The sequence below is a fragment of the Pandoraea sp. CB10b_02 genome, from assembly GCF_002216225.1.
Classification (GTDB): domain Bacteria; phylum Pseudomonadota; class Gammaproteobacteria; order Burkholderiales; family Burkholderiaceae; genus Pandoraea; species Pandoraea nosoerga.
The window spans coordinates 20,027-38,245 of record NZ_NJGW02000013.1; the positions used below are offsets into that span (position 1 = coordinate 20,027).

The following is an 18,219-nucleotide window of genomic DNA, read 5'->3' on the forward strand; positions in this document are numbered from 1 at the left end:
AATGCCGACCATGTCCGCAAAGATCGTCATCCCACGAAGCAGCGCAGGCCAGTCGCGGTATCTTGCGCTCGCCGCCGCCGTCGCGTTGGGCGCTCTGGCGGGCTGCGCCTACGTGCCGCAGGAACCGGTGGTGCAGGGCCCGACCACCACGCGTCCGCCGCCCCCGCCGGTGGCGGCCGACCCGGAGGGCTCGATCTATCGACCGCTGTACTCGAACCGCCCGCTCTTCGAAGACCGGCGCCCGCGTAACGTAGGCGACATTCTCACCATCGTCATCAACGAGAACACGGCGGCGAGCAAGAATTCCGCAGCCAACACGAACCGCTCGAGCAGCGGCTCGCTCACGCTCAACCAGATGCCCGGGGTGGTCGGCGGCGTGTTCAACAACCAGAGCCTGAACGCGAGCGGCGGCAACAAGTTCGACGCCAAGGGCGCGGCCAACGCCAACAACGTGTTCTCGGGCCAGATCACGGTGACGGTCATGGACGTGCTGCCCAACGGCAATCTGGCGGTGGCCGGCGAGAAGCAGATCGCCATCAACCAGGGCACCGAGTACATCAAGTTCTCGGGCATCGTGAGCCCGCAGACGATTTCCGGCTCGAACACCGTGCCCTCGACGCAGGTGGCCGATGCGCGCATCGAATACCGCGGCAAGGGCTACATCAACGAAGCCGAGACCATGGGCTGGCTGCAGCGCTTCTTCCTCAACGTGTCGCCTTTCTGATGCCCTTGTGATGTCGAACATGCCGTACCCGTCGCGCCGCGCGCTTCGCCTCCGTCTCCCTGCTCGCCCCGGCTGCCTTCGCCGTTGGGCGGGCGTCGTGCGCTCGCTCGCCGTGGCGGCGGCCGCCGGCGCCGCGCTGCTGGCAATGCCGGGCGCGGCGCACGCCGAACGCCTGAAGGAGCTCGCGTCGATTCAGGGCGTGCGCGACAACCAGCTGATCGGCTACGGCCTGGTGGCCGGTCTGGACAACTCGGGCGACCAGACCACGCAGACGCCGTTTACCGTGCAGAGCATGACCAACATGCTCTCGCAGCTCGGCATCACCGTCGCGCCAGGCACGAACATGCAGTTGAAGAACGTGGCCGCGGTCATGGTGACGGCCACACTGCCCGCATTTGCGCGTCCCGGCCAGGCCATCGACGTGGTGGTCTCCTCGATGGGCAACGCCAAGAGCCTGCGCGGCGGCACGCTGCTCATGACGCCGCTCAAGGGGCCGGACGGTCAGGTCTACGCGCTCGCGCAGGGCAACCTGCTCGTGGGCGGCGCCGGCGCGTCGGCCAACGGTTCGAGCGTGACGGTCAACCAGCTCGCTTCGGGCCGCATTCCGGCCGGGGCCATCGTCGAGCGCGCCGTGCCGACCGCCATGGGCGGCCAGCCGGGCACCGTGCAGATGGAGCTGAACGTGACCGATTTCTCGACCGCGCAGCGCGTGGTCGACGCCGTGAACCGCCGCTTCGGCTACAGCACCGCGCAGGCGCTCGACGGCCGCGTGATCCTGCTGCGCACGCCGACCGATCCGTCCTCGCGCGTGCAGTTCCTCGCGCAGCTCGAGAGCCTGGAAGTGCGACCCGACAACACGGCCGCGCGCGTGATCATCAACGCGCGCACCGGTTCGGTCGTGATGAATCAGAACGTGACGATCCAGCAATGCGCGGTGGCGCATGGCAACCTGTCGGTCGTCATCGACACGCAGAACAACGTGAGCCAGCCGGCGCCGTTCTCGGGCGGCCAGACCGTGGTGGCGCCGAATTCGCAGATCTCCGTCCAACAGGAGAACAACGCGCTCAAGCTCGTCAAGGCGGGCGCGAACCTCGCCGACGTCGTCAAGGCGCTGAACTCGCTCGGTGCGAGCCCGGCGGACCTGATGTCGATTCTGCAGGCCATGAAGGCCTCGGGCGCCCTGCGCGCCGACCTGGAGATCATCTGATATGGCCGACGGCTCCCGACTCACCGGCGCAGGCAAGTCCCTTCCCGACCTGACGCAGCGCGCGACCTACGACATGCAGGGTCTCACCGCCCTGCGTGCGGCTGCCCATCAGCAGACGCCGCAGGCCACGCAGCAGGCGGCCAGGCAGTTCGAGGCCGTCTTCACGCAGATGATGATGAAGAGCATGCGCGAGGCCACGATGTCCGGCGGCCTGCTCGGCAGCGATCAGGAAAAGATGTTCAACGGCATGCTCGACGACCAGCTCGCCCAGCAGCTCGCGTCGAACAAGGGCATCGGCCTGGCCGATCTGATGCTCAGGCAGCTCGCGAAGACCGGCACCACGTTGCCGCCGGCGGCCATGGGCCGTCAGCAGCCGCTGCAGGGCCGCGCCTACAACGCCGCGGACGGCATCGGCATTGCCGAGGGCGCACCGGCGGCTGCCGGCGAGTTCGTCGAGCGCATGGCCGCGGCCGCGCAGAACGCGAGCGCCAGCAGCGGCATTCCGGCGCGCTTCATGCTGAGTCAGGCGGCGCTGGAGTCCGGCTGGGGCAAGCGCGAGATCCGGCGCAGCGACGGCAGCACGAGTTTCAACGTCTTCGGCATCAAGGCGGGCAAGAGCTGGACGGGCCCGACGGTCGAGGTCGCCACGACCGAGTACGTCAACGGCCAGCCGCGCAAGGTGATGGCCAGGTTCCGCGCCTATCGTTCTTACGACGAGGCGTTCGCCGACTACGCCAGCCTGATTTCGAACAACCCGCGCTACGCGTCGGTCGTGGCGAGCGCCAACGACGCCGCGAGCTTCGCGACCAACCTGCAGCGCGCCGGTTACGCGACCGATCCGCACTACGCCAGCAAGCTCATGAAGATCATGAAGCACTTCGCCTGACGGACGGACGGACCGACGGGCGGCAGGCGCGCCCCACGAGCGCCCCCCGAGCTCCCCACGATCGCCCCACGAGCGCAGAAGGGGCGCACGGCAATGCCCGGCAAGGGGTGGCAGGGGTCGGCAAGGGGCTGCGATGGCCGGCCGCCGGCATGGAAAACGGGACGAAATCATGCGGCGACGGCCTCAATATTGGCGCCGGGCTGCCGTAAACACATCGGTAACGGTGCGAAGCCCAGGGCTCGGGACACAGAGCCGCGGCGCGCGCCCCCAACTCAAGCCGCGAGATCATGAGCCTAATCAACATTGGCATGAGCGGGCTGAACGCTTCCCAGTTCGCCCTCAATACCACCGGCAACAACATCTCCAATTCGGGGACGGCCGGCTACAACCGTCAAGTCGTCAACTACGCCCAGCAGAACAGCCAGTTCACGGGCATGGGCTACCTCGGCCAGGGCGTGCTGGTGACCGACGTGTCGCGCGTGTACGACCAGTTCCTGTCGAACCAGGTCAACCAGGCGCAAACCCAGTTCAGCCAGCTCAACACCTACTACCAGCAGATCTCGCAGATCAACAACGCGCTGGGCAGCTCGACGACCGGCCTGCCGGCGTCGATGTCGACGTTCTTCACGAATCTGCAGAACATCGTCTCGGGACAGGCCAACTCGGCCACGCGCGCGACGGTCATCTCGTCGGCGCAGACGCTCACGAGCATGTTCCAGTCGCTCTCGGGGCAGATCGCCTCGCTGCGCTCGAGCATCAACGGCACGCTCGCCCAGTCGACCGACCAGATCAACACCTACGCCAAGCAGATCGCCGCGCTCAACGACGCGATCCAGCAGGCGCAGGCCAACGGCATCAACGCCACGCCGAACGATCTGCTCGACCAGCGCGACCAGGCCGTGGCCAACCTGAACGCGCTCGTGCAGACGAACGTGGTCAAGGACAGCAACGGCGCGTACAACGTGTTCATCGGCAACGGGCAATCGCTGGTGATGGGCAACTCGGCCTACCAGCTCACCACGGTGGCGTCGACGAGCGACCCGTCGCAGATGACGCTCGCCTACGTGACGCCGAGCGGCACCAAGGTGCCGATTCCCGAGTCGTCGATCACCGGCGGTTCGGTGGCTGGTCTGCTGTCGTTCCGCAGCGGCGCGCTCACGCAGGCGCAAAACACGCTCGGCCAGATCGCGCTGTCGCTGGCCGGCACGTTCAACGCGCAGAACCAATTGGGCCTCGACCTGTATGGTCAGCCGGGCGGCGACTTCTTCACCGTGCCGAGCCCGACCATCGTCGCCAACACGAACAACTCGAACGCCGCCACGCTCAACGCGAGCATTACCGACGCGTCGAAGGTCACCGCGAGCGACTACACGGTGTCGTATGACGGCACGAACTACACGCTCACGCGTGTGACGGACGGCGCGACCTGGACGGCCGGCGCACCCGCCACGCCGGGCGCGCCGCTCGCGTTCACCGACACCAGCGGCAACGCATTTGCCGACGGCTTCAGCGTGACGGCCGGCGGCCTCGTGGCCGGCGACAGCTTCACGATCCAGCCCACGCGCAACGCGGCGCAGAACATCGGCGTGGCAATCACCGACCCGGGCAAGATCGCCCTGGCCGCGCCCATCCTGGCCTCGACGCCGTCGACCAACACCGGCTCGCTCAAGACCGATCAGGGCAGCGTGGACGCGAACTACCTGTCGAACGTGCTGACGGCGCCGGTCTCGTTCACGTTCAGCAAGGACGCGACCACGGGCGCGCTCACGCTCGTCGCGCCCTCGCCGATGACGGTGACGGTCAACGGCGTGACGACCACGTATGCCGAGGGCGACACGGTGCCGTATGACGCGACCTACGGCGCGAAGATCACCATGAACGGCATGACGGTGAATCTGAGCGGCACGCCCGGCAATGGCGACAAGGTCACCATCAGCCCGAACACGACGGGGGCGGTCACCGACAACCGCAACGGTCTGGCGCTCGCCGGGCTGCAGAACGACAAGACGCGCGTGGGCGGCAAGGAGAGCTACGCGTCGGCTTACGCGAGCCTAGTCTCCTACGTCGGTTCGACCACGAACACGTACAAGGCCACCAGCGCCGCGCAGCAGACGCTGCTCACGCAGGCGCAGACGGCCCAGTCGTCCAATTCCGGCGTGAACCTCGACGAAGAGGCCGCCAACCTGATCAAGTATCAGCAGCTGTATCAGGCCAACTCGAAGGTGATCCAGACGGCGTCGCAGCTGTTCGACACCATCCTTCAGATGGTCAACTAAGCAGGGGTCGAACGATGCGCATCAGCACCAACATGATTTTCGAGCAGGGCACGCAGGCGATGAGCCGCAACACGTCCGACATGCTCAACGCCCAGGCGCAGCTCTCGTCCGGCAAGCGCGTGACCACGCCCAGCGACGACCCGGTGGCCGCGGCACAGGCGGTGGCCGTGTCGCAGGACAAGGACATGAACTCGCAGTACGCGACGAACCGCAAGTCCGCCATGACCCAGCTGCAGCTCGAGGATTCGACCTTCGGCAGCGTCATCGCCAACCTGCAGCACATCATGTCGCAGGTGGTGAGTGCGGGCAACGCCACGCTGAGCGACAACGACCGCACGACGATCGCCACCGACCTCCAGTCGAGCTTCCAGCAACTGCTCTCGCTCGCCAACACCACGGACGCGAACGGCCAGTACCTGTTCTCCGGCTTCCTGGGCGGTTCGGCGGCTTATGTGGCCTCGCCCACCGGGGCGAGCTACGCCGGCGACACCGGTATTCGCAACGTGCAGGTCGGGGCGAACCGCGTGATCCCGGTCAACGACATCGGCTCGAGCATTTTCGAGGGGCTGCAGCCGGCCACCGCCGGCACGCTCATCAGCGGCAACGCCGCCAACACGGGCACCGCCACGTACACGACCGTTTCGACGACCGACGTGACCGACCCGGCGGCGAACCACCAGTTCCAGATCAGCTTTGCGATCGACAACACGACCACGCCGCCCACGACGAACTACACCATCAAGGACCTGACCGACACCACGGCCACGGACGTGACGGGCGTGTACACGTCGGGCCAGCCGATCTCGTTCGCAGGCAAGACGGTCACGTTCACGGGTGTGCCGGCCACGGGCGACAACTACACGGTGCAGCCGGCCACGCAGGGCAGCACGAACGTGTTCGACAACCTGCAGTCGCTCATCAACACGCTCAAGACGCCGTATGGCCTGCAGGGCCCGAGCGGGCAGGCGAACCTGAGCAACGCGCTGACCACGTTCAACCAGATGTTCAGCAACACCTACGACAACGTGACCACGATACGAACGACCATCGGCTCGCGGATGAACGAGCTGACGTCGCTCGACAACATCGGCAGCGGGGCCGACCTGTCGTATCAGTCGCAGCTGAGCGACCTGCTGGATGTCGACCTCATCGGCACGGCCAGCAAGTTCGCGCAACTGCAGGCCTCGCTGCAAGCCTCGCAGCAGAGCTTCATCCAGACGCAGAAGCTGTCGCTGTTCAACTATCTGTGACCGGTTGCCGCGCTCAGGCCTTCGGCACGAAGGCCGCCGTGGCGCGGATCATCATGTCGATGCCGATCGAGATGAAGTGGTCCATGACCGGCGCGATGCGCGGCATCATCAGTTCGAGCACGACGAGACCCACGCCGAGCGTGAGCGGGAAGCCCACGGCAAAGATGTTGAGCTGCGGCGCGGCGCGGTTCAGGATGCCGAGCGCCAGATTGCAGATGAGCAGCGCGGCGACCAGCGGCAGCGACAGCATGAGCGCCAGCGTGAAGAGCTGCGTGCCGAGCATGGCGAGGTAGTGCCAGCCGGCCACCGAGATCGGCGTGCCCGAGACGGGCAGCACCGTGAAACTCTGCACCAGCGTGGCGAACATTACGAGATGGCCGTTGGTGGCGAGAAAGACGAGCATGGCGACCACGTTGAGCAGCATGCCGAGCACGGCCGTGCTGCCGTCGCTGTTGGGGTTGAGCAGCGTGGCGAAGGACAGGCCCATTTGCAGGCCGACGAAGTCGCCCGCCATGCTGATCGCCGAGAACACGATCTGCATGCACCAGCCCAGCGCCGCGCCGATCATGACCTGCTGCGCGAGCACCCACAGACCCTCCCAGGAGAACGGCGAGACGGCCGGCATGGGCCCGAGCACCGGCGCGAGCGCGAGGGTGACCACGCCCGCGAGGCCGATCTTCACCGTGGCGGGCACGGCGGCGTTGCCGAAGAGCGGTGCGCTCATCGACAGCGCCAGCAGACGCGCGAACGGAAACAGGAACGCCGCGATGACGCCCGAGAGCTGTTCGTAGGTAAAGCTGATCAACGGGCGCGCGGCTTACCCGACGAGGCCGGGAATGCCGGTGAGCAGCTGGCGCATGTAATCGACCATGAGGTTGAGCATCCACGGGCCGGCGATCACCAGCGTGACGAACACGGCGAGCAGCTTGGGGATGAACGACAGCGTCATTTCGTTGATCTGCGTGGCGGCCTGGAAGAGACTCACGAGCAGGCCGGAGACGAGGGCGACGAGCAGCAGCGGCGCGGCCAGCAGCAAAGTGACCTGCATTGCCTGGTGGGCCAGCGCCATGACGGTTTCGGGAGTCATCTCGCGTTCCTCGTCGCTACATCGTGAAGCTCTGGGCGAGCGAGCCCAGCAGCAGTTGCCAGCCGTCGACCACCACGAAGAGCATCAGCTTGAACGGCAGCGACACCGTCGAGGGCGAGACCATCATCATGCCCATCGACATCAGCACGCTCGCGACCACCAGATCGATGATCAGGAACGGGATGAAGATCGTGAAGCCGATCTGGAACGCGGTCTTGAGCTCGCTCGTCGCGAAGGCGGGCACGAGAATGCGCATCGGCACGTCCTCGGGGCCGTTCATCGGCGGCGTCCTGGCGAGCTTGGCGAAGAGGGCGAGGTCGGCCTCGCGCGTCTGCCTGAGCATGAACGCGTGAAACGGCTTGGCACCCGTGTCGACGGCCTGCTCGAAGCTGATCTTGTTGGCGGCGAACGGCTGGTAGGCGTCGGTGTAGGCCTTGTCGAACACCGGTGACATCACGAAGAACGTCAGGAACAGCGCCAGGCCGATCAGGATCTGGTTCGGCGGCGAGGTCGTCACGCCGATGGCATGGCGCAGCAGCGAGAGCACGATGATGATGCGCGTGAACGCCGTCATCATCAGCAGGATCGCCGGCAGGAAGCCGAGCGACGTGAGCAGCAGCATCGTCTGCACGGACAGCGAGTACGTCTGTCCGCCGCCCGGGGCGGGCGTCGTCGTGAGCGCCGGCAACGTGGCCTGCGCGAGTGCCGCGCCCGGCAGGGCGATGCCGGCAACGATCAGTCCGAGCGCCAGTCCCGGCATCCACCCGGCCCGCAGCAAGCCGCGTGACATCAGGAATCCTTTTTCATCGAATCGCGCAACTTTTGCGCAAAAGCCTGCGCGGCGCGGTTGGCCTGAGCGCCGACCGGGGCGGCCGGCGCGGGGGCGGGCAGGTCGGCAACGCGCTCGGCGTCGATCACGTGCAGGCTGCGCACCTGTCCCGGCGCGACGCCGAGCACCACCCAGTCGCCGGCCACTTCGACCACGACGACGCGCTCGCGCTGGCCGACGGCGGCGCTGCCCACGATGCGCACGTTGCCGCTGCCCATCGGGCGCTGCAAGCCGAAGCGCTTGGCAAGCCACGCGAGCCCGAAGAGAAGGGCGAGCACCAGTACGAGACCGAGGCCGGTCTGCACGATGCCGGCGCCGCCGAGGCTCGGCACGGCGGCGGCCTGCGAGGCGGTGCCCTGGGCGTGGGCGGTGCACAGGGTCGTCAGGCCGAGGGCGGCGGCTGCCACGGCGCGCCCGACGGGCGCGCCGCGGACTTTCGTTGCAATCATCGGTTGAGCTTACGGATGCGTTCGGATGGCGTGATGATATCAGTCAGGCGAATGCCGAACTTGTCATTGACGACCACCACTTCGCCCTGCGCGATGAGGCAGCCGTTGACCAGCACGTCCATCGGCTCGCCGGCCATGCCGTCGAGCTCGACGACCGAGCCCTGCGCGAGTTGCAGCAGGTTCTTGATGGCGATCTTGGTGCGGCCGAGCTCCACGGTCATCTGGACCGGGATGTCGAGAATCAGGTCGATGTCGTTGTGCGTGGCGCCCGGCGGATTGCCGGCGCTCGCCGAGAGCGGCTGGAACACCGGGGCGGGCGCCGGCTGCGGGGCCGCCGCGGGCGCCGATTCGGCGGCCGTCTGCTCCGCCATGGCGCTGGCCCACTCGTCCGCCATGGCCTGGGCGTCGTCACCGGGCGTTTGAGGGGTATCGCTCATCACTCGTTGTCCTTCGTGTAATCGCTGTGCGAATGGTTGATCATCTGGTTCACGCGCAGCGCGTATTGACCATTGAAGACGCCGTAATTGCAGAGCATCACGGGCACGCCGTCGACCTTGGCCTCGAGCACCTCGGGCACGTCGAGCGGAATCACGTCGCCCACGCGCATGTTGAGCAGCTGCGAGAGCGTCATGTCGACCTGCGCGAGGTTGGTCACGATTTCCACGTCGGCGGCCTGCACCTGCTGCGAGAGCAGGCGCACCCAGCGCTTGTCGACTTCGAGCGTCTCGCCCTGGAGCGGACTCGAGAGCTGGTCGCGCAACGGCTCGATCATCGAGTACGGCATGCAGATGTGGAATTCACCGCCCACCGAGCCGAACTCGATGTCGAACGTCGTGGTGACCACCACCTCGTTGGGCGTGGCCACGTTGGCGAACTGCGTGTGCATTTCGGCGCGCACGTATTCGAATTCCACCGGATGCACCGGCTTCCAGGACGCGCCGTAGTTCTCGAACACCAGATCGAGCAGGCGCGCGATGATACGCTGCTCGGTCTGCGTGAAGTCGCGCCCTTCGACGCGCGTATGGAACCGGCCGTCGCCGCCGAACAGGTTGTCCACCACCAGGAAGACGAGGTTCGGATCGAACACGAACAGCGCCGTGCCGCGCAGCGGCTTGATGTGGACCAGGTTGAGGTTGGTGGGAACCGGCAGGTTGCGGATGAATTCGCTGTACTTCTGCACACGCACCGGGCTGACCGAGATTTCGGCGCTGCGGCGCATGAAGTTGAACAGCGCAATGCGGAACAGGCGCGAGAAACGGTCGTTGATGATCTCGAGCGTGGGCATGCGCCCGCGCACGATGCGTTCTTGCGTCGCGATGTTGTAGGGCCTGATGCCGGAATGATCTTCCGTATCGGACCGGTCATCCTGTTCGCCGGTGACGCCCTTCAGAAGGGCGTCGACTTCTTCCTGCGACAGGAACTCCTCATGCGCCATGAATCACTCACTGAATTACAAACGCGGTGAACAGCACTTCGCCCACGGCCTGCTGCGGCATGTTGGCCGCGAACGGCTGCGCGATCAGCGTGCGGATCTCGCTCGCCAGACGGCGCTTGCCGTCGATCGTGGCCAGATCCTGCGGCTGCTTGGACGAGAGCAGGAGCAACACGCGGCTGCGCACTTCGGGCATGTGCTGCGTGATGCGGGCCTGCGTCTCGGCATCCGCGACCTTGAGCGAGAGGCCGATGTGCAGATAACGCTCGCCGTCTTCGCCCGACAGGTTCACCGTGAACGGATCCATGCCGACGAATACGGGCGGCGGCGGTGGCGGCGGGGCTTTCGCCGCTTCGCTGCGGCCGGTGAGCAGATACACGGCCGTGGCCGCGCCTGCAGCCGCCATGAGCGCCACCGCAACGATCAACAGAATCCATTTGCGCACACCCCCTCCGGAGGGAGCAGCGGCTTGCGTCGGTGCGGGATTTGCCATGTATTCGCCTGCTATTGGGTAGTGATTGTCGGCCACTCCGGCTAGGGGTGATCGACCGAAAAGAAGGGACAATCGCGTCTAACTCGCGTCTTTGTCTTAACGGCAGGAAAAACCGCCGGCTTTAGGTCTGCGCCTTCCAGACCGATGGGACGAGCTCGGGGCAGTGAGCGTGCGCGGATCCATTCACGGGTGCCCGGCCGGTCGGGTGCGGCGCGGGCGCGACCGGCCCTTATTGGACCCTGTGCTTGGCCCTCATTGGTCCTCATTGGTCCTCATTTGGCCCCATTGGACGTCATCGGCCGGACAGGCGTCGGACGATCAGGCGAACGTGTCGACGAGGCCGTTGCCCGCGCGCACCGGCACGCTCACGGCCGTGGCGAGCGGCGTGTCGTTGCCGGAATCGAAGTCCGCGGTCGTGCCGCGGGCGCTGCCATTGCCGCCGCCGTTGCCGCTCGCACCCTGCTGCGCAAACGTCTGCTGCTGCGAGCTGTCGGCGCTCACCGAGGCGTTACCCAGCGCGATGCCGTTGTTGGCCAGGTTTTCACGCAGTTGCGGGAGCGCGGCCTGTACGGCGTCGCGCACCGCGGCGTGCTGCGAGACGAACATCGCCTGGGCCGAGTCGTTCGCCACGTTCAGCACCACGTGCAGCGGGCCGAGGTCGGGCGGGTTCAGGCTCAATTGCGCCGTTTGCGTGTGGGCCGAGGAAAGCCACACGACTTGCTGCGAGAGCTGGTTGTTCCAGTCCTGCGTGCCGACGCGCGCACTCAGCGCGAGGGCCGCCGGCAAGTTGGCCTGGGCCTGCAGTTGCGGTGGCGCGCTGAGCGTGGCGGTGGCCGTCTGTGCCGCCTGCGCGGCGGCCTGCGAGGCGGCATTGGCGGCAGCCGCGGCTTGCGTGGCAGCGTCGCGGTTGCCCTGTGCCTGCTGCGCCATCGCGTCGGCCATGCGCGACGCCTGTGCGTCGGCGCTCACCGGGGCGGTTGCGGCCGCCCTCGCGTCCGTTGCCGCGGTTTGTGCGCCGGCGGCGGCCTGCGAGGCCGTGGCGTTCTTCGCGAGCGCGTCGAGCGACAGGCCCGGCCCGGTCGTATTCGAGGCCGCCGGCGTCACAGTCCCATGGACCGGTGCCTTGGCATCGGCCGTGGGGGGGGCCGCGGTCTTGGCGTCGGCGGCTCCGCCTGCCGGCGGCTGCCCCGTCAACTGGGCCGCACCACTGGCTTGCAGGGCGCCGTCCACGGCGGCTGCGATGGCCGCGCCCGCGCCGGACTTGCCGTGCGCGGCGCTCGCTGCTGCCTGCGCGCTGGCGCTCGCGTCAGCCGGCGCCGGTGTTTGCGGCGCGAGCGGCGCGCCATTCATCGCGGCCAGTGCGACGGCGAGCGCTGCCGCGGCATCGCCCGATGCGGCGCTCTGGACGTCGTCGCTGTCGTCGCCGCTGTTGTCGTCCTTGCCGCCGTTGGCTGTGTTCGCCTTCGACGGCTGCGATGGCGGGCTCGACACGCTCGTCTGCCCGGCCTGCGCCGTCTGGCTCGCCGGGCTGCCGGCCGCGGCGCCGTCCGTCGAGCGGGCACCGCCCGACGACGCATCCGTCCGCCCGGCCGGGGCGTTCGTCGCCGCGCCGCTGCTCACGGCGGGGGCCGGCGTCGGCACGCTTCGGGTCTGCTGCGACAAGACGGTCGAGAACGGCAGTGCGTTGCCGTCGTCGCTGCTCGGCGCGCCGGCGCGGCCGGCCTTCACGGCCTGCATGGCGGCACTTGCGGAGTCGGTCAGGAAGCTCAGAATCGACATGTCGGGCTCCTACGGTCCTTCAAATCTGGGATTCGGCACGGCGGCGCAGGCTGCGCGCGGCGTACTCGTCGTTTTCCTTCTGCTCGCGACGCGCCACGCGCAGGGCGGTGCGCGCCTGCTCGCGCGAGGCGAGCGTGCCGAACGAGTTCAGGCGGCGCTGTTGCGCCTGCCACTCGCGGCGTGCGGCAACGAGACGCTCCTCGGCCTGCTCGAGCAGCATGGCCTGCTGCCCGATGGCGGCGTCGAGCGTATCGATGAATTGCTGGAAGTTGCGCCAGTCGCAGCCTGCCATGCCCTGGATCGTTGCCGCCTGCATGCGCGTGCGGTACTCGTGGCGGTACTGACGCAACGCTTCGAGCTGGCGCTCGACTTCCGCGCGCTGGGTCTGGCGCTCGCCGAGCAGGCGCGCGGCCTCGTCGACGTCTTTCTGCGCGAGTTCGATGAGCAACTTGAGGGGCAGGGTGGAGTTCATGGCCGCCTCCGGTCAGTGGAACAGTCCGCGCATCTGCTGCACGGCGTCCTGATAGCTGGCCCGCTCGCGCATTCCCTGCTGCAGGAAGCTTTCGAGACGGGGGTAGAGTTCGATGGCCTGATCGAGCATCGGGTCGCTGCCCGGCGCGTAGGCGCCCACGTTGATGAGGTCGCGGTTGCGCTGGTAGCGCGAGAGCATCTGCTTGAAGCGGCGCACGCTGTCGAACTGGTTGTCGTCGATGAGCGCGGCCATGGCCCGGCTGATCGATTGCTCGATGTCGATGGCCGGGTAATGTCCGGATTCCGCCAACTGACGCGAGAGCACGATGTGGCCGTCGAGAATGGCGCGCGCCGAATCGGCGATCGGGTCCTGCTGATCGTCGCCTTCGGTGAGCACCGTGTAGAACGCGGTGATCGAGCCGCCGCCGTCCGGACCGTTGCCGGCACGCTCGACCAGCGCGGGGAGCTTGGCGAAGACCGAAGGCGGGTAACCCTTGGTGGCCGGCGGCTCGCCGATCGCGAGCGCGATCTCGCGCTGGGCCATCGCGTAGCGCGTGAGCGAGTCCATGATCAGCAGCACGTCCTTGCCCTGGTCGCGAAAGTATTCGGCGAGCGTGGTGGCGTAGGCGGCGCCCTGCAGGCGCAGCAACGGTGAGACGTCGGCCGGGGCGGCCACCACGACCGAGCGCGACAGACCGTCCGGTCCGAGAATGTTCTCGATGAAGTCCTTCACTTCGCGGCCGCGCTCGCCAATGAGTCCGACCACGATCACTTCGGCCTGCGTGAAGCGCGCCATCATGCCCAGCAGCACGCTCTTGCCCACCCCCGAGCCGGCGAAAAGCCCCATGCGCTGGCCGCGTCCGACCGTCAGCAGCGCGTTAATGGCGCGCACGCCGACGTCGAGCACCGATTCGATGGGCGCGCGTCCCAGCGGGTTGATCGGCACGGACGCGAGCGACGCACTGTCCGTCAGCCCGAGCGGGCCGAAGTCGTCGAGCGGACGGCCGGCGGCGTCGACCACGCGGCCGAGCAGCGCCTCGCCCACGGGCAGGCGCTTGCCGTTGTGACGCTGGCTCGGCAGCGGACCGTCGGCGGCCGGCTCCAGGGGGAATACGCGCGCGCCCGGCAGCAGGCCGGCGACTTCCGTTTGCGGCATCAGGAAGAGACGGTCGCCGCCGAAGCCGACGACTTCCGCTTCTGCCGTGGCGGGTTCGCGCGAGGCGTCGTGCACCGGCAGCTCGATCAGGCAGCCCGCACCGACCGGCAGCCGCAGGCCGACCGCTTCGAGCACGAGCCCGGCGGCGCGCGTCAGGCGGCCGCAGCGGCGCGTCGATTCGACGGCATGCACGTGCGGCAGGCGCTCGCGCAACGTGTTCTGCCAGCGGCGCAAGTGCGCGTCGCGTGCAATCTCCCGGGCGTCGAGCGCGTGTACGGCCGCTTTGGGCGCGGCGGCGCAGGCGCGTGCCGCCACGTCCTCGTCCATGGCGGCGCCCGCTGTCGCGGCCTCGGCGCGGGGGGCGGAGGCCGGCTCGTGAGGTTCGTGATCCTCGGGCTGCAACGCGCCGGCCTGGGCTGCCGTATCGATCTCGTCCCACAGGCGGACGGACGGTGCCGCGTCGTCGTTCGCCTGAACAGGGGCGTGCGACGGCGGCGGCGCGTCGCCATGCGCGCCGGCCGTGGCGGAGAGCACCGGCGCGTGGGCCGAGAGGGGGGTGAGTTCGGGGCTCACCACGGCAAATCCTTGCCCAGGGCGGCCATGACGCGCTGCCAGCGCGTCGCGACGGTGGCGTCCACCTCGCCGCTCGCCGCTTCGGCTTTGCAGCCACCGCGCTCGATGCCCGGATCGGCGCGCACGGTCCAGCCGGCCGCCTGCAGCTCCGCACCGACGTGGGCCTCGACGAGCGCCACGTCCTCCGGATTGAGGAGCAGGCGCGGCGAGCCGGTGAGCGGATCGTTGGCGAGCAACTCGCGCACGATGGGCAGCAGCGTTTCGGGGTGGATGGTGAGCGTCTGGCGCAGCGCCTGACGTGCGATGTCGAGCGCCAGGCCGAGCAACGGCTCGGCGACTTCGCGATCGATGGCGTTCACGGCATTGCCGAAACCATGGGCAATGTCGGCGAGCTGCGCCGCGCGGGTCTGCACTTCGTGCTGACCGGCGGCCTGTCCGGCGGCATAGCCTTCGGCGTGGCCGGCCGCGTAGCCCTGGGCGTGGCCTTCGGCGCGCGCCTGTTCGCGCCAGGCGGCGATCTGTTCGACGAGCGCCGGGTCGTCGAGCGGGCTGGGCGGCGCGGGTTGCGGTGGCGGCGGTGGGGGCGGCGGGTCGAACGACGCCATCTCCCAGCGTTGCCAGGCGGACAGGCGTTCCTTCGGGATGATGGTCGACATGCGCGTGAGCCCCGTCCGGTTACACGTAAGCGTCGTCGCCGCGGCCGCCGATCACGATGGCGCCCTGGTCGGCGAGGCGCCGCACCACCTGCAGCACCTTTTTCTGTTCGGCTTCGACTTCCGAGACCCGCACCGGGCCGCGCGACTCGAGGTCTTCGCGCAGCAGTTCGGCGGCGCGCGCCGACATGTTCTTGAAGAACTTCTCGCGCAGCTCGGCGGGCGCGCCCTTGAGCGCGATGATGAGCGACTCGGACTCGATTTCCTTGAGCAGCACCTGAATGCTGCGGTCTTCCACGTCGAGCAGGTTCTCGAACACGAACATCTCTTCGACGATCTTCGCCGCGAGGTCCGAGTCGTAGTTGCGCACGGCTTCGATGACCGACTCTTCGTGCACGCCGCCCAGGTAGTTGAGAATCTCCGCGGCCGTGCGCACGCCGCCCATCGGGCTGCGCTTGATGTTCTCGCTGCCCGAGAGCAGCTTGGTGAGCACGTCGTTGAGCTCGCGCAGCGCGGCCGGCTGAATGCCGTCGAGCGTGGCGATGCGCAGCACCACGTCGTTGCGCAGGCGCTCGGTGAAGAGCGCGAGCACTTCCGAGGCCTGATCGCGGTCGAGGTGCACCAGGATCGTCGCGATGATCTGCGGATGCTCGTGGCGGATCAGTTCCGCCACGGCGTTCGAGTCCATCCACTTCAGACCCTCGATGCCGCTGGTGTCGCCGCCTTGCAGAATGCGCTCGATGAGACCCGCGGCCTTGTCGCTGCCGAGCGCCTTGTTGAGCACCGAGCGGATGTATTCGGACGAATCGAGCGAGAGCGCGGAATGCTGCTCGGCCTCGAGCACGAAGTCCTGCAGCACGTCGGCGATCTGGTCGCGCGAGACCTGGCGCAGCGAGGCCATGGCCGCGCCGAGCTTCTGCACTTCCCGCGGGGCGAGGTACTTGAAGACCTCCGCCGCTTCGTCTTCACCCAGCGACATCAGCAAAATGGCGCTGCGTTGGAGTCCCTCAGCCGCGCTCATCGCCGCCACCCACCCATGATTTGACTACCGTTGCCACGATCTTCGGATCCTGTCGCGCGACTTGGCGCGCGTACTGCAAGTTACGTTCGTAGGCGCTCAGTTCGCCCTTCTTGCCCGACTCGCCGTCGGCGCCTTCGCCCTCGGCGTCCTGCGCGCCGTCCGCACCCGCGGCGCCGGCGAGCGTCGGCTCTGCCGGCGGCGGCGGGCTCAAGTGCTTGCGGATCGCCGGGCGGATCACGCCGAACCACAGATAGAGGCCGATGAGCGAGATCAGCGCCCACTTGCCGACCTGCTTGGCCAGTTCGATGTTCTGGCGCTGGCGCCACCACGGCAGGTTCGCCTCCGGGTCTTCCTCGACCGTGAACGGACTGTTGACCACGTTGAGCGTGTCGCCGCGCTGGCCCGAGAAGCCGATTGCCTCCTTCGCCAGGTTCTGGATCTGGTCGAGCTGCGCCTGCGTGAGCGCGACCATCGCGGGCTTGCCCTTCGCGTCGGTGCCCGGGCGATAGTTCACGACGATGGCCGCCGACAGGCGCTTGAGGCCGCCCGTGGCTTGCTGCACGTGGCGAATCGTGCGGTCGACTTCGTAGTTGACCGTCGTGTCCCTGCGGTCGCTGCGCGGGCCTTGCGGGGCGCTCGCCGGGTTGGCGCCGTTCTGCGCGAACTGTTGCGGCGGCTGCGTGATCGGTGCGCTCGCCTGCCCCGGGGGCTGGTTCGACAGCGCGCCCGGCACACCACCCGGCGGCGTGATACCGATCTGCGAGGCTTCACTGCTTTGCTGGCTGCGCACCGCCTGCTCGCCCGCGTTCGGCTTGTAGTTCTCCGACGTCTGCTCGACCTGGTTGAAGTCGACGTCCGCCGTGACCTGCGCATGCACGTTGCCCGGGCCGACGATCGGGTTCAGGATCGATTCGATGCGGCGGGCGTAGGACTGCTCGAGCTCGCGCACGTACTTGAGCTGGCTGGCGTCCAGACCCAGCCCCTTGCCGCTCTGCGCGGAGAGCAGGTTGCCGTTCTGGTCGAGGATCGTGACGTTCTTGACCGGCAGCTCCGGCACGCTCGAGGCGACCATGTGCACGATGGCGCTCACCTGGGCGTCGTCGAGCACGCGGCCCGGGTAGAGCGTGACGAGCACCGAGGCGCTCGGCTTTTGCTGCTCGCGCACGAAGACGGACGGCTTGGGGATCGCCAGATGCACGCGCGCGGCCTGCACGGCGGACAGCGACTCGACCGAGCGTGCGAGTTCGCCTTCGAGAGCCCGCTGGTAATTGACCTGCTCGGCGAACTGGCTGATGCCGAACTTCTGGTTGTCCATCAGTTCGAAGCCGACCAGACCGCCCTTGGGCAGGCCCTGGGACGCGAGGCGCAGCCGGACGTCATGCACCTGCTCGGCCGGCACCAGAATGGCCCCGCCGCCCTCGGCGAACTTGTAGGGCACGTTCATCTGCTGCAGCGACGTGATGATGGCGCCGCCGTCGCGGTCGCTCAGGTTGCTGTACAGCACCTTGTAGTCCGGCGCACGGCTCCACAGGAAGACGGCGATCAGCAATGCGACGATCGCCGCACCGCCGATGAGCAGCGGCAGGCGCTCGCGTGAGCGCAACTGCGCGAGCAGGGGCGGCTTGGCGGCGACGTCCGCCGTCTGGGTGGCGGCGTTCATGCGCGGCCCCACGCCAGTGGCGTCAACATTACGTTCATCGCGGTGGAAGTGCTCACTAACATGCGACAGGATTCTCCGGGTACGCTTGGCAAGGCGCTCACGTGTGCGGGGACAAGGAACGGAGAGGTCCGACTCACGGTGCGCACGATGCCGATGGTCCTGATTATTCGACGCCGAATATGGAATCGTTTTGAGGATTAGGCGGGTGTTTTGCCGCTAATTAGGGTATTGGGGGCTTGCCGGCCGGTGGTAAGCTCCGACGTGACTGATAAA

General features: G+C 67.8%; 18 protein-coding genes. 5 read left to right on the top strand and 13 right to left on the bottom strand.

Going from position 1 to position 18,219, the window contains the following annotated elements; genetic code table 11:
* Positions 1–10 precede the first annotated feature (10 nt).
* The 5 genes from CDN36_RS14740 to flgL all read left to right on the top strand — a co-directional run bounded on the left by CDN36_RS14740 (position 11) and on the right by flgL (position 6,343).
* The gene (locus CDN36_RS14740; RefSeq protein ID WP_150557345.1) at positions 11–724 is read left to right on the top strand and encodes a flagellar basal body L-ring protein FlgH; all 714 of its coding nucleotides are present in this window, start codon (positions 11–13) and stop codon (positions 722–724) included.
* Between the two features lie 145 nt (positions 725–869).
* Entirely contained in the window at positions 870–1,931 is a 1,062-nt protein-coding gene (locus CDN36_RS14745) for a flagellar basal body P-ring protein FlgI (protein ID WP_241013792.1), read from the top strand.
* A gap of 1 nt (position 1,932) precedes the next feature.
* Positions 1,933–2,817 (top strand): flagellar assembly peptidoglycan hydrolase FlgJ, encoded by an 885-nt coding sequence (flgJ, locus tag CDN36_RS14750; protein ID WP_287497108.1) that lies wholly within the window; start codon positions 1,933–1,935, stop codon positions 2,815–2,817.
* A 287-nt stretch (positions 2,818–3,104) separates the two neighbouring features.
* A complete protein-coding gene (gene flgK, locus CDN36_RS14755) occupies positions 3,105–5,093 on the top strand; it encodes a flagellar hook-associated protein FlgK (RefSeq protein ID WP_287497109.1) in 1,989 nt (662 codons plus the stop codon).
* Between the two features lie 14 nt (positions 5,094–5,107).
* Positions 5,108–6,343, top strand: coding sequence for a flagellar hook-associated protein FlgL (flgL, locus tag CDN36_RS14760; protein ID WP_150557349.1), 1,236 nt, complete (start codon positions 5,108–5,110; stop codon positions 6,341–6,343).
* A 13-nt stretch (positions 6,344–6,356) separates the two neighbouring features.
* Here the strand turns inward: flgL and fliR are convergent, their stop codons facing one another.
* The 13 genes from fliR to fliF all read right to left on the bottom strand — a co-directional run bounded on the left by fliR (position 6,357) and on the right by fliF (position 17,946).
* Complete coding sequence (fliR, locus tag CDN36_RS14765; protein ID WP_150557350.1) at positions 6,357–7,148, bottom strand: flagellar biosynthetic protein FliR; 792 nt, start codon at positions 7,146–7,148, stop codon at positions 6,357–6,359.
* A gap of 12 nt (positions 7,149–7,160) precedes the next feature.
* The gene (gene fliQ / locus CDN36_RS14770) at positions 7,161–7,430 is read right to left on the bottom strand and encodes a flagellar biosynthesis protein FliQ (protein ID WP_010807718.1); all 270 of its coding nucleotides are present in this window, start codon (positions 7,428–7,430) and stop codon (positions 7,161–7,163) included.
* A 16-nt stretch (positions 7,431–7,446) separates the two neighbouring features.
* A complete protein-coding gene (gene fliP, locus CDN36_RS14775; RefSeq protein WP_502920369.1) occupies positions 7,447–8,220 on the bottom strand; it encodes a flagellar type III secretion system pore protein FliP in 774 nt (257 codons plus the stop codon).
* Positions 8,220–8,708 carry a flagellar biosynthetic protein FliO gene (gene fliO / locus CDN36_RS14780; RefSeq protein ID WP_150557351.1) on the bottom strand — a complete coding sequence of 163 codons (489 nt, stop codon included), beginning with the start codon at positions 8,706–8,708 and terminating at the stop codon, positions 8,220–8,222. The genes fliP and fliO overlap by 1 nt, the downstream gene beginning before the upstream one ends.
* Entirely contained in the window at positions 8,705–9,145 is a 441-nt protein-coding gene (gene fliN, locus CDN36_RS14785) for a flagellar motor switch protein FliN (protein WP_150557352.1), read from the bottom strand. Before fliN ends, fliO begins: the two co-directional genes overlap by 4 nt.
* Entirely contained in the window at positions 9,145–10,143 is a 999-nt protein-coding gene (fliM, locus tag CDN36_RS14790) for a flagellar motor switch protein FliM (protein WP_150557353.1), read from the bottom strand. The genes fliN and fliM overlap by 1 nt, the downstream gene beginning before the upstream one ends.
* A 7-nt stretch (positions 10,144–10,150) precedes the next feature.
* The gene (fliL, locus tag CDN36_RS14795) at positions 10,151–10,633 is read right to left on the bottom strand and encodes a flagellar basal body-associated protein FliL (protein ID WP_150557354.1); all 483 of its coding nucleotides are present in this window, start codon (positions 10,631–10,633) and stop codon (positions 10,151–10,153) included.
* Between the two features lie 318 nt (positions 10,634–10,951).
* Complete coding sequence (locus CDN36_RS14800) at positions 10,952–12,412, bottom strand: flagellar hook-length control protein FliK (RefSeq protein WP_287497110.1); 1,461 nt, start codon at positions 12,410–12,412, stop codon at positions 10,952–10,954.
* A gap of 19 nt (positions 12,413–12,431) precedes the next feature.
* A complete protein-coding gene (gene fliJ, locus CDN36_RS14805; RefSeq protein ID WP_287497111.1) occupies positions 12,432–12,884 on the bottom strand; it encodes a flagellar export protein FliJ in 453 nt (150 codons plus the stop codon).
* A 12-nt stretch (positions 12,885–12,896) separates the two neighbouring features.
* Positions 12,897–14,366 carry a flagellar protein export ATPase FliI gene (fliI, locus tag CDN36_RS14810; protein ID WP_241013791.1) on the bottom strand — a complete coding sequence of 490 codons (1,470 nt, stop codon included), beginning with the start codon at positions 14,364–14,366 and terminating at the stop codon, positions 12,897–12,899.
* 242 nt (positions 14,367–14,608) lie between these two features.
* Positions 14,609–15,268, bottom strand: a complete 660-nt coding sequence (gene fliH, locus CDN36_RS14815; protein ID WP_150557357.1) for a flagellar assembly protein FliH — start codon at positions 15,266–15,268, stop codon at positions 14,609–14,611.
* A 19-nt stretch (positions 15,269–15,287) separates the two neighbouring features.
* Positions 15,288–16,286: a flagellar motor switch protein FliG gene (gene fliG / locus CDN36_RS14820; protein ID WP_150557358.1), complete on the bottom strand. Its 999-nt coding sequence runs from the start codon at positions 16,284–16,286 to the stop codon at positions 15,288–15,290.
* Positions 16,273–17,946 carry a flagellar basal-body MS-ring/collar protein FliF gene (fliF, locus tag CDN36_RS14825; RefSeq protein ID WP_287497112.1) on the bottom strand — a complete coding sequence of 558 codons (1,674 nt, stop codon included), beginning with the start codon at positions 17,944–17,946 and terminating at the stop codon, positions 16,273–16,275. The genes fliG and fliF overlap by 14 nt, the downstream gene beginning before the upstream one ends.
* Positions 17,947–18,219: the final 273 nt, after the last annotated feature.

Bases quoted from the DNA above. Each gene is read 5' to 3' on its own strand.
- fliO (WP_150557351.1), bottom strand. From the start codon at position 8,708: ATGATTGCAACGAAAGTCCGCGGCGCGCCCGTCGGGCGCGCCGTGGCA.
- fliG (WP_150557358.1), bottom strand. From the start codon at position 16,286: ATGAGCGCGGCTGAGGGACTCCAACGCAGCGCCATTTTGCTGATGTCG.
- fliQ (WP_010807718.1), bottom strand. From the start codon at position 7,430: ATGACTCCCGAAACCGTCATGGCGCTGGCCCACCAGGCAATGCAGGTC.
- flgJ (WP_287497108.1), top strand. From the start codon at position 1,933: ATGGCCGACGGCTCCCGACTCACCGGCGCAGGCAAGTCCCTTCCCGAC.
- flgL (WP_150557349.1), top strand. From the start codon at position 5,108: ATGCGCATCAGCACCAACATGATTTTCGAGCAGGGCACGCAGGCGATG.
- fliI (WP_241013791.1), bottom strand. From the start codon at position 14,366: ATGGACGAGGACGTGGCGGCACGCGCCTGCGCCGCCGCGCCCAAAGCG.
- fliM (WP_150557353.1), bottom strand. From the start codon at position 10,143: ATGGCGCATGAGGAGTTCCTGTCGCAGGAAGAAGTCGACGCCCTTCTG.
- fliN (WP_150557352.1), bottom strand. From the start codon at position 9,145: ATGAGCGATACCCCTCAAACGCCCGGTGACGACGCCCAGGCCATGGCG.
- fliP (WP_502920369.1), bottom strand. From the start codon at position 8,220: ATGTCACGCGGCTTGCTGCGGGCCGGGTGGATGCCGGGACTGGCGCTC.
- fliL (WP_150557354.1), bottom strand. From the start codon at position 10,633: ATGGCAAATCCCGCACCGACGCAAGCCGCTGCTCCCTCCGGAGGGGGT.
- fliJ (WP_287497111.1), bottom strand. From the start codon at position 12,884: ATGAACTCCACCCTGCCCCTCAAGTTGCTCATCGAACTCGCGCAGAAA.
- flgK (WP_287497109.1), top strand. From the start codon at position 3,105: ATGAGCCTAATCAACATTGGCATGAGCGGGCTGAACGCTTCCCAGTTC.
- CDN36_RS14740 (WP_150557345.1), top strand. From the start codon at position 11: ATGTCCGCAAAGATCGTCATCCCACGAAGCAGCGCAGGCCAGTCGCGG.
- CDN36_RS14745 (WP_241013792.1), top strand. From the start codon at position 870: ATGCCGGGCGCGGCGCACGCCGAACGCCTGAAGGAGCTCGCGTCGATT.
- CDN36_RS14800 (WP_287497110.1), bottom strand. From the start codon at position 12,412: ATGTCGATTCTGAGCTTCCTGACCGACTCCGCAAGTGCCGCCATGCAG.
- fliH (WP_150557357.1), bottom strand. From the start codon at position 15,268: ATGTCGACCATCATCCCGAAGGAACGCCTGTCCGCCTGGCAACGCTGG.
- fliF (WP_287497112.1), bottom strand. From the start codon at position 17,946: ATGAACGCCGCCACCCAGACGGCGGACGTCGCCGCCAAGCCGCCCCTG.